General features: G+C 70.3%; 11 protein-coding genes. 2 read left to right on the forward strand and 9 right to left on the reverse strand.

The window, feature by feature from the left end; all coding sequences use genetic code 11:
* Positions 1 to 8: 8 nt before the first annotated feature.
* Together QZ607_RS02255 and QZ607_RS02260 are read left to right on the forward strand one after the other, a co-directional pair.
* Positions 9 to 602, forward strand: coding sequence for a hypothetical protein (locus tag QZ607_RS02255; protein WP_295879177.1), 594 nt, complete (start codon positions 9 to 11; stop codon positions 600 to 602).
* An 85-nt stretch (positions 603 to 687) separates the two neighbouring features.
* Positions 688 to 2,250 (forward strand): sodium/solute symporter, encoded by a 1,563-nt coding sequence (locus tag QZ607_RS02260; RefSeq protein WP_295879179.1) that lies wholly within the window; start codon positions 688 to 690, stop codon positions 2,248 to 2,250.
* 21 nt (positions 2,251 to 2,271) lie between these two features.
* Here the strand turns inward: QZ607_RS02260 and QZ607_RS02265 are convergent, their stop codons facing one another.
* The 9 genes from QZ607_RS02265 to QZ607_RS02305 form a co-directional block, all read right to left on the reverse strand.
* A complete protein-coding gene (locus tag QZ607_RS02265; RefSeq protein ID WP_295879182.1) occupies positions 2,272 to 2,718 on the reverse strand; it encodes a nuclear transport factor 2 family protein in 447 nt (148 codons plus the stop codon).
* Positions 2,719 to 2,807: 89 nt separating this feature from the next.
* Positions 2,808 to 3,254, reverse strand: coding sequence for a DUF2189 domain-containing protein (locus QZ607_RS02270; protein ID WP_295879184.1), 447 nt, complete (start codon positions 3,252 to 3,254; stop codon positions 2,808 to 2,810).
* A gap of 421 nt (positions 3,255 to 3,675) precedes the next feature.
* Complete coding sequence (locus tag QZ607_RS02275; RefSeq protein ID WP_295879186.1) at positions 3,676 to 4,212, reverse strand: hypothetical protein; 537 nt, start codon at positions 4,210 to 4,212, stop codon at positions 3,676 to 3,678.
* Complete coding sequence (locus QZ607_RS02280; protein ID WP_295879188.1) at positions 4,209 to 4,754, reverse strand: hypothetical protein; 546 nt, start codon at positions 4,752 to 4,754, stop codon at positions 4,209 to 4,211. Before QZ607_RS02280 ends, QZ607_RS02275 begins: the two co-directional genes overlap by 4 nt.
* Positions 4,755 to 4,766: 12 nt before the next feature.
* Complete coding sequence (locus QZ607_RS02285) at positions 4,767 to 6,896, reverse strand: adenylate/guanylate cyclase domain-containing protein (RefSeq protein WP_295879190.1); 2,130 nt, start codon at positions 6,894 to 6,896, stop codon at positions 4,767 to 4,769.
* 205 nt (positions 6,897 to 7,101) lie between these two features.
* Positions 7,102 to 7,956 carry a hypothetical protein gene (locus QZ607_RS02290; RefSeq protein WP_295879191.1) on the reverse strand — a complete coding sequence of 285 codons (855 nt, stop codon included), beginning with the start codon at positions 7,954 to 7,956 and terminating at the stop codon, positions 7,102 to 7,104.
* Positions 7,957 to 8,099: 143 nt separating this feature from the next.
* The gene (locus QZ607_RS02295; protein ID WP_295879193.1) at positions 8,100 to 8,693 is read right to left on the reverse strand and encodes an ankyrin repeat domain-containing protein; all 594 of its coding nucleotides are present in this window, start codon (positions 8,691 to 8,693) and stop codon (positions 8,100 to 8,102) included.
* 278 nt (positions 8,694 to 8,971) lie between these two features.
* The gene (locus QZ607_RS02300) at positions 8,972 to 9,121 is read right to left on the reverse strand and encodes a hypothetical protein (protein WP_295879195.1); all 150 of its coding nucleotides are present in this window, start codon (positions 9,119 to 9,121) and stop codon (positions 8,972 to 8,974) included.
* Positions 9,118 to 9,417 (reverse strand): nucleotidyltransferase domain-containing protein, encoded by a 300-nt coding sequence (locus QZ607_RS02305; RefSeq protein ID WP_295879197.1) that lies wholly within the window; start codon positions 9,415 to 9,417, stop codon positions 9,118 to 9,120. The genes QZ607_RS02300 and QZ607_RS02305 overlap by 4 nt, the downstream gene beginning before the upstream one ends.
* Between the last annotated feature and the right edge of the window lie 67 nt (positions 9,418 to 9,484).

Consider the following 9,484-nt stretch of genomic DNA (forward strand, 5'->3'; position numbering starts at 1 on the left):
CGGGCGCGGTGGCGGAGCAGCGCAGGACGGCACCGACGCCCCTGGGCGGCACCCGTCGCTGTCCGGCGGCGCCCAAGTCCCTCACGCTGGGCGCCCTCGCCCTGCTGCTGCCGGCGGCGGACGGTGCCGCGGAGCCCGATGCGGCGGCGGCAGAGCCCACGCCGAGGCCCGTGCCCGGGATCCCGATGGCAGAGGACATCGATGCCCTGGACCCAATCCCGCTGCGCCGGGAGATCTCCCGGGCCGAGGGCCGGATCAGCGACCTCATGAAGGCCCGCGACACGGCGCTCTCGGGGCTCGATGCCGCCATCGCCGAGGCCCGGGCAGGTGCACGCTCGACTGCCGCCGCGGGCTCGGGCGCGGCAGAGGCGAGCCCGGCTGAATCCTCGACAATGTCCCGGCCCGCGAAGACCTCGCCGCTGCTCGATCCGGACCTGCGCGCCGCCCGGCGCCGCGCCATCGAGGCGCGCTACGCTGAGCAGCTCGACGACGCCCGCCGCCGGCTCGCGCGCCTGCTGGCGCGTCAGGCCCGCATCGACCCGGACGCACCGGATCAGCGGCGTCTCAGCGATCCAGTCGGCGCCGGCGTCACCGGCCTTTGAGCGTCTACGCCGGCCGCGTCGGGGTGGACGGCGACGAACAGGACCCCTTTCCGACACACGAGCGGGGACGCTAAGGTTCGCTGCCATGGAAACCATCGATCTCAGCCCCCTGGACCTCGCCTTCCTCGCCGCCTATGCGGTGGTGGTCATCGTCATCGGCGTGGTCACGGCGCGGCGCACGCACTCGGGCGAGGACCTGTTCCTCGCCGGGCGCCGGCTCACCTGGGTGCCCATCGGCTTCTCGCTGTTCGCTTCGAACATCTCGTCCACGACCCTCATCGGGCTCGCCGGCGCCGCCTACACCTGGGGCCTGGCGGTGGCGAACTACGAATGGATGGCCGCCCCCATCCTGGTGCTCATGGCGCTGGTCTTCGCGCCCGTGTACCTGCGTCTTCGCATCGGCACGGTGCCGGAGTACCTGGAGCATCGCTTCGACGCCCGGGTCCGGCGCTACTTCTCGGCACTGACCCTGTTCGCGAATATCGTCGTGGACACCGCCGGCACCCTGTTCGCCGGGGCGGTGGTGCTGACCGCCTTCGTGCCGGCGCTGGACCTGTTCACGGCGGCGCTGCTGCTCGCCGCCTTCGCCGCCGCCTATACCGCCGCGGGTGGTCTTGCCGCCGTGGTCTACACGGACGTGCTGCAGGCCATCATGCTGCTCATCGGCGCCGTGCTGGTGACGGTGCTGGCCTTCGCGCGGCTCGACTTCGACTGGGCGGGCTTCGTCGCCGCCACGGAGCCGGACAAGCTCCGCCTCTTCCTGCCGCTGGACGACCCCAATCTGCCCTGGCTCGGCACGCTCATCGGCGTGCCCATCCTGGGCTTCTATTTCTGGTGCACCAACCAGTTCATCGTCCAGCGGGTGCTGGGGGCGCACGACCTTGGGCACGCCCGCGGCGGCGTGCTGCTGGCGGGGCTCCTGAAGCTGCCGGTGCTGTTCATCATGGTGCTGCCGGGGGTGATGGCCGTGCAGATCCTGCCGCCGCTCGAGAACGGCGATCAGGTGTTCCCGGCGCTCATCGCCGAGCTGCTGCCGGCGGGCCTCTCGGGGCTCATCCTGGCGGCGCTGGCGGCGGCGCTCATGTCGAGCATCGACTCGACACTGAACTCGGCCTCGGCATTGCTGACGCTCGACTTCATCAAGCCGCTGCGGCCGGACCTGAGCCCCCGCGCGCTGGCCTGGATCGGCCGCGGCGCCATCGGCGTTTTCATGCTGCTGGCGGCGTTCATCGCACCACAGATCGGCGGGTTCGAGGGCCTCTTTCACTACCTGCAGACGGCCCTCTCTTACCTGGTGCCGCCGGTGGCCGCCGTGTTTCTGCTCGGCATCTTTTCGCGGCGGGCCGGCAGCTTCAGCGCGCTCGCGACCCTGCTCGGCGGCCACGCACTCTCGGCGGTGCTGTTCCTGCTCTGGCTCGCGGGGGCGCTGACGCTCCACTTCACGCTGGTGGCGGCGCTGCTGTTCGCGGCGGCGGTGGCCATCTTCCTGATCACCAGCCGGCTGCGGCCGGCCACCGCGCCGGCGCAGGCGCTGTGGCGGCCGGCGCTCATGCAGCCGGTGCCCCGCCCGGTCTGGTGGCGCGACTACCGACTGCACGCGGTGCTGGTGCTGGTGCTGACGGTCGCGGTGGTCTGGGGCTTCCTGTGAGAGGACTGCCGACCCGACCCCTCAATCCCCGGTCTCGAACAGCAGCCGCCAGCGATGGGGGTCGAACAGCAGCTCGATCTGCACGATCTGACCGTCCTGCACCGTCGCCCATTGCGCGGCCCGGGTGGAGACGCGCTCGGACACCTGGGTTTCCAGCACCAGCCAGTGGCAGACGTGGTCCCCGTCCACGAAGACGTGGCGCCGGCTGATGCCGCGCAGGATGCCGCCCGTCATCATGATGTAGTTCAGAAAGGCGGTGGTGTCGTCGATGCGGGCGATGGGGCTCAGGTAGCTGAAGCCCGTCGGAGCAATCAGTGCCGCCACCGCATCGTGGTCGTGCGCGACGAGCGCATCCAGGTAGCGCTCCACCACGCGCAGCGCGGCGTTGGGGCCTGCGTCGGCAGAGGCGCCGGCGGATGGACCAGCGGACGGACCGGCAGGCGAACCGGCAGACAAAGGGGCGGACATCGGCGAACTCCCGCTCGCGACCGTGACGACAGGCGCCGATTCTAAGGCAAGCCCGTGCGCCGGACGACCGGTTGCGGGCGCTGCACCCTTCATTGCACCAGATCCCGGTACGCATGCCAGGTGGCATGACCGAGCAACGGGAAGACAACCACCATGCCCACGAGGAAGCTCGCGAAGCCGAGCGCCATCGCGAGCATGAGCGTGGACGCGGCGAACCACAGCACGGCGATGAGCAGCAGCCCGGCGGCGAAGCGCAGCAGCGCGCCGCGGTGCCTGCCCAGCGCAGACAGGGAGGCATCGAAGCTTGCGGGCTCACCGCGCTCGCGGCGGCGCGAGAGCTCCACGAGCCCGGTGGTCAGGAGCGGCCCCACGAGCAGGAAGCCGGAAATACTGGCCGCGATCAGAAACGGATGGCTCCACAGGGTCAGGATGAGAGCGCCGAACAGCGACACCAGCAGGCCGTACACCAGGCTCGCGGCGGGTGTCCGGCGCAGATCGTCCCAACCGCGGCGCAGCCACTCCAGCGGCTGCTCCACCGGGACGCTTGCGATCTGGACGGGCGTCTTCGTCTAGACGCCCGGATGGGTCAGAAGAGCCATGGATCACCTCCGATGCTCGCTGCGGCGGGCGGCGCACGGGACCGGGGGCAGTCCACCCGACCCGGCTGCCGCCGACGCCGCAGGTCAACCGCGCCGTCGCACATGCCGCCCGCCGCAAGGGTGAAACCCAAGCGCCATGCTCGGGCTTTTGCCATAAGCCTAGACGGTCCCGGCGGAAAGAACAGGGATTGCGGTGATCGGGCAGCCCGGCCGGCGACCGGCGGCAGCGGGCATGATCCATTCCAGCAGCGCGGTCCGGCAGCACAGCCGGAGCAAGCGATGACGACCCGCTGCGCGCCTCCCAGACAAAAAGCCACCGCAAGCGCCGCCGTCCAGACACGCAGCCGGGGGGGCGCCCTCAGGGCACGGGCTTGGCCATCTCGTGCACGTCCACCCCCATGGCGCCAACCCGGGCGTTCAGCGCGCGGAAGCGCAGCGCCATGTCGTGCATGGCCCCGCGCATGCCGCGGACGTTCCTGTCCAGGGCGGCGGTGCTGCGCTCCATGGCGCCGACGCCGTCGGTCATGGGGCCAAGCTGCCCGGCGATGGCGCTCACCTGCGCGTCCATCACCGGCATGAGCCGCACCTCCGCCTCCATGGCCGCCACGGACCCGCGCATGTCGTGCATGCGCTCGGAGACCCGCACGAAGTAGCCGGTCATCTGGTCGAGCTCGCCGACCACCAGGCGTACCTCCTGGGTGAGCGCGTTGACGAAGTACAGGTTCGCCAGGGCAAGGGCCGCCATCAGCAGGCCGAAGATGCGGAACAGCCGCGCCACCCGACGGGCACGGCGGCGGTTGGGTGCAGCGGCGGTGTCCGCCCGCTGCTGCAGGCGTTCCAGCAGCGCGTCCAGGCGCTCGATGCGGTCGCGCTCGGCGATGCTGTGATTGGTCATCGGAATGGATTGAAGAAGTTGAACATCCGCATGGGTTGCGACAGATGGCGCATGTCCGCGCCCATGCGGGCCACGCGCTGCTCCATCACCTCGAAGGACAGGCGCATATCGCCGAGACTCGCAGACATGGCCGCCACGCTGTCGTCCATCGCGGCGACACTGAGCCCCATGGCGCCCACGTCCGCCGACATGAAGCCGACGCTGCCGTGCACGGCATCCAGGTGCGCCACCATGTCCGGCATGCTCGCCATGTGCCGGCGCATGTCGGCGACGCTGCCGTCCATGGCCACCATGTCGTCGGCGATGACCGCGAAGCGCCCGTTCATGTCGGCGATGGCCGCGGTCATGCCGGGCACCTGCTGCGAGAGGATGATGGTGAGGAAGGACAGCACGGTCACCACCAGCACGAAGGCCACCAGTGACAGCGCGAACAGGCTGTTCACCCGCCGTTCCTGCTCGGCTTGGCGCGCATGGATGTCGCCGATGAGGGCGGCGAAGCGCGCCAGGGCCTGATCCAGTTGCTCGTCGGTATCGGACTGCATCTTCGCCTCCACTCAAGCCGTCACCGGGCGGCCGGACGCAGCGGTCGCCACCGGCTGCGGGAATTCCGCACCCGGACACCAGCAGGCGTCGCGCACGCGGCAGCGCTCCAGCATCAACGCCACCGACCTGTCCTCCGGCGCCTGCGCCGCGAGCCGCCGGAAGGCCTGCTCCGCCGCCGCCCAGCGCTCCGCCAGCAGGGCGTCCAGCGCCGCCTCGTAGGCCTCGATGAAGGCGGCGCGTGCGGCGGTGAGGGGATAGGCGCGGCGCTCCACCAGCTCGAACAGGTCCTGCGCCTCGCCGCCCGCGAAGGGATGGTGTGCCGGCAGCCGGTCCAGGCGCCGGACCCAGAAGCCGTCACCAGCCTGTGCCCGGGCTGCGGCGCTGATGATGATGCGCGTGCCGTAGCGCCGGTTCAGCCAGCGCAGGTTCCAGCCACGGGTGATGTTGTCGCCGACGGCGGTGTAGCTCATGCGGCTGCTGGAGCCGATGGCGCCGACGATGCAGCGCCCAACATGCACCGAGAACAGGGTCTGGGGTGCGGGTCGGTCGCACAGCTGCCAGTCCCGCAGCAGTGCCGCCTCCGCCGCCAGACAGGCGAGCGCCGTGTCGCAGGCGCGCGGCACGCCGTCGTCCACCGCCAAGGGCGCCCCCCAGAAGGCGAGGATGCTCTCGCCCAGGTAATTGTCGAGGGTGCCGTGCCGCGCCAGGATGGCGTCGGTGAAGACCGCGAGCTGCGCGCTCAGCAGCGCCGTGATGCGCTCGGGCGGCAGCTCGCCGCACAGGGTGGCCAGATCCGCGATGCCGCTGAAGAGCACGGCGAGCTCGCGCATCTCCGCTTGCGGCTGCACCGGCGCGCCGGACTGCACCAGCCGCCGTGCCACGGTCGCCGGTACGAATTTGGTCAGGGACTGGAGGCCCTGGCTCGTGCGCCGGATGGCGGCGTCCATGGTGCGGATCTCGCGGAACCAGGACGGCACCCGCTCCACGTCGCCGAAGCGCAGTGCGCTCATGTGCTCGGTGTTGTGCACCAGCCGCTCCAGCGGCTCGAACAGGCGCAGTGCCAGCAGCGAGACCGCAAAGGCCGCCACCGCAAGCATGATCACGGCGATCACCACGGACTCGCTCAGCACCCGCGTGGCGGTGCTCAGCAGCGACGCCTGCGGCACCACGATGAACAGCGTCCAGTCCGTGCCCAGCGCCGCCGGCACCGCCTTGCGGTGGGCCAGGTAGCGACGCCCGTCGGTCTGGGTCAGTGTGTACGCGAGGGTGCCGTTGCCGGACGACCGTGCCGTGCCGGCCATGGAGCCCTGGTAGGCGTCCACCAGCCATTGCGCATCCAGGTGCTCCACCCGCGGCAGGCCGTCCGCCCCAGCGCCGGTGAGCTTGAGCCAGGGCGGAAAGGCCACCAGCCGGTGCTCAGCGTCCACCAGGACGACGACACCGCCCGCCGCGAGCCGCTGCGCCGCCAGCAGCTCAGAGATGCCCGCCACCGTCACGTCCGCCCCCAGCGCCGCCCGCAGCCGTCCGTCCGCGGTCTGCACTGCCTTTACCAGCGTGACCCCCGGGCGGTCGTCGGCGGCGAAGCGGTGCAGCTCCGAGATGTGCAGCTGCTCGGTCACGGCGCGGCGGTACCACGCCTGCTGCCGCGGGTCTTCCCGCCCGCTGCCCGTGAGCCTTGTGAGCGGGCGCAGCGCCGCATCCCGGTAGATGATCCGCTCGTGCGGCCGGGCAAGCGCCCGGCCGTCCGCGGTCACCCGCGTGATGACGCGGGAAACCGGCTGCGGCGAGCGGCGCATCTGCACGAGGTTGCCGTCGGCATCCCCCACGTACAGGGCCTGGATCTGCGGCACCAGCGCCAGCTGCTGCGCGAACAGGGTCAGCAGCAGCTCCTGCTGGGCAAGCGGTCCGCCCCCGGTCTGCAGCGCCACGGCGTCGCACTCCAAGAGCCCGCGCGCGCGCTCGAACAGCCCCACGGTGCAGTTGGTGAGCTTCTCCGACATCTCCGCCAGGATGTCGGCGGACAGGTCCAGCGAGACCCGGGTCGCGCGCCGATAGGCATTGCTGGAGACCCCGGCCACCGTCACCGTCAACAGCACCAGGAACAGGACGACGAAGGCCAGTTTGTAGCTCGGCGCGAACATGGCTGCTCCTGCGCCGCGCGCCGACGCATGCCGCCGGACAACGCGGTGTCACTCCTTTGAGCCTAGGCGCCGCACCGCGGCTTGCAATCGGGTCAGGGGCCTGTGCATCTGCTGCGCACTCTCGCACCGCGCCACAGACGCCGCATGGCGCCGGCAGAGCGACCAGCTTCCCACGGGGCCGGCCGCCGGCGACGACGGGGCAGCGTCAGTCGCCGCCGATCTCGATCTGCTCGGTGCCGATGTAGGCGCGCAGCGCGTCGATGACGGCGGTCAGCGCCGGCGCGGTGTCGGCGGCGAAGAGGCGCTGACGGTCGATCCCCTCGCAGCGCCCGAAGACGGCGTGGCAGAGGTCGGCTTCCGTCTGCACCTGATGGATGAGGTCGTGCAGGAGCTTCTGCATCTCACTGCGCGTGGGCGCCGCCGCCAGCGCCCGGAACAGCTCGCCCAGGGCGGCGAACAGCGGCACCGCATCGGACGCCAGGCCGAATTCCGCCGGCCGGAAGATAAGCCTGCGCTCCGAGACCCGGCTCACCCAGACCCGAAAGCTCGCCCGCTGCAGGGCGTGGTACAGCGGCTCTTCGCTGATCAGGAACAACAGCAGGTGCCTGGGGTTGGCGTCGTAGCCGGCGTCGCGCACCTGCCAGCGGCGGTCGCGCACCAGCCGGTGGATGCGGATGTGCTCGCGGAAGTCCGCCGCCTGCAGCTGGTCCAGGATCAGCACCACGCCCTCGGCCTCGCTCAGCGCACAGGCGTGGCTCACGATGTCGTCCAGGGGCTCGATGGGCGGCTCCTTGCGGCCGTACTCGTCCTGCGCCTCGGGCAGGATCACCTCGGGCAGCGCCCGGGTGCGGTCCGCGAAGTCGTGGTAGAGCACGTGCGGGCGCTCCAGCGCGTGGGCCAGCGCCGTTGCAAAGGCGGTCTTGCGGCGCTCGCCGTCGCCTTCGATGCTTAAGGTGCGGATGCCGTCCGCGGGGCCCTGGAGCAGGCAGCGGACCTGGAATTCGTAGTCGTCGTTGGACTCGAACCCGTTGCGGGCCATGGTTTCGCGCAGGCTGGCCATGGCCGGGATGATAAAGAAAGTCTGAAAGACGAAGCGTGAAGCTTGAAGCACACCTGCCTGCGCGCAACGATTATCCCGCGGCCACAAGGGCGACCGCGACGCCGCCTCCTCTTTCAGACTTCAAACGTCAGACTGCGGAAGGCTCAGCCCCCCGCCTGTGCCGTGGCCGGTGCCCCAGTGTCCTGCAGCAGAGCTTCGACCTCGGGATGCGCCTCGGCGGCGGCATGCCAGGCGGCGGCGTGGCCGTCGAAGTCCGGCAGGGTTGCGTCCGCGCCGTGGGCAAGCAGCACCTTGAGCGCCTCGGCGTGGCCGCGGTGCGCCGCCCAGATGAGCGGCGTATAGCCCTGGGTACGCTCCTGGGCGTCGATCATGGCGCCGTGGGCAAGCAGCAGGTCCACCAGCGCCGCGTGGTTGTTGGAGGCGGCCAGCAGGAGCGCCGTGTAACCGCCCTTGTCCGCGGCGTCCACGTCTGCGCCGGCGGCGAGGAGGCGCTCTGCGGCTTCGACATGGCCGTTCACCGCGGCCTTCATCAGCGGCGTCCAGTCACAACTGTCGCGGACGTTGGCATCGGCGCGGCGCTTGAGCAGGGCGTCGAGCGCCGAGACATCGCCGCGCTCGGCCACCTGAAGCAGATCAGGCGCACGGCTTTGGGGCAAGCTCTCCCCGTCGTCCCCGCCCACCAGCAGCAGCGCAGGCAGAATCAGCAGAACGGGCAGCAGCCAGAGGATCTTCGGCATGGCTCAAATGGCAATGGGATGCGTTTGCGTGACAATGGCACCATGATCCTAGATCCGGGATTTGAACCACGAAGAGCACGAAGAACACGAAGGAGTCCAAGCGTATACGCAAATTTGCGCATTCACCCACATGGTGAAGAACACCCAGGCGAGGTTTTTGTCGCTAATTCTCTGTCTTCCTTCGTGTTCTTCTTCGTGCTATTCGTGTACTTCGTGGTTGACTGCTCTTTCTAGGTTCAAAATTTCAGCGCAGCGCATCCGCCGCCTTCGCCCGGCAATCACTGCGGCATCCGTGTGGCGGCGAAATCGCGCACGCGCTGATCCGCGGCGAGCCGCGAGCGGCTGTAGGCAAGGTGACCGGCCTCGCGGCCGACCACGTCCAGGGTCTGCCGGAAGCGCTCGATGGGCAGCAGGTCATCGAGCGTCACAGCCGCACCCCTGAGCGCGCGGCTGCCGCGTGCACCGGGCCCTGCGGCGCGCCCGGGGCACGCACCAGCACATCGATGGGCTGGTCGCCGAGCCGCAGCTGCAGCCGTGCCACAAGCTGCACGCGCTTGTGCGCCAGGTCCGCCACGGGCTGGTCGCATTCCACCAGGAGACCGATGTTGCCCCCGCGGGCCGCATCGTCGAGCCGCGAGCCGAACAGGCCCACCCGCGCATCAGGGCCAAAGATCTCGGCGGTGGGGCGGCGAATGGTCAAGGCCTGCTCGGTGGTGAGTTGCACAATGCTCGGCTCGCAAGGCGCAGTTCGGCGCGTCAGGACAAAGTTGGCGAAGGATAGCGTGCCTCGC

Source organism: uncultured Thiohalocapsa sp. (genome assembly GCF_913063425.1).
Taxonomy (GTDB): domain Bacteria; phylum Pseudomonadota; class Gammaproteobacteria; order Chromatiales; family Chromatiaceae; genus Thiohalocapsa.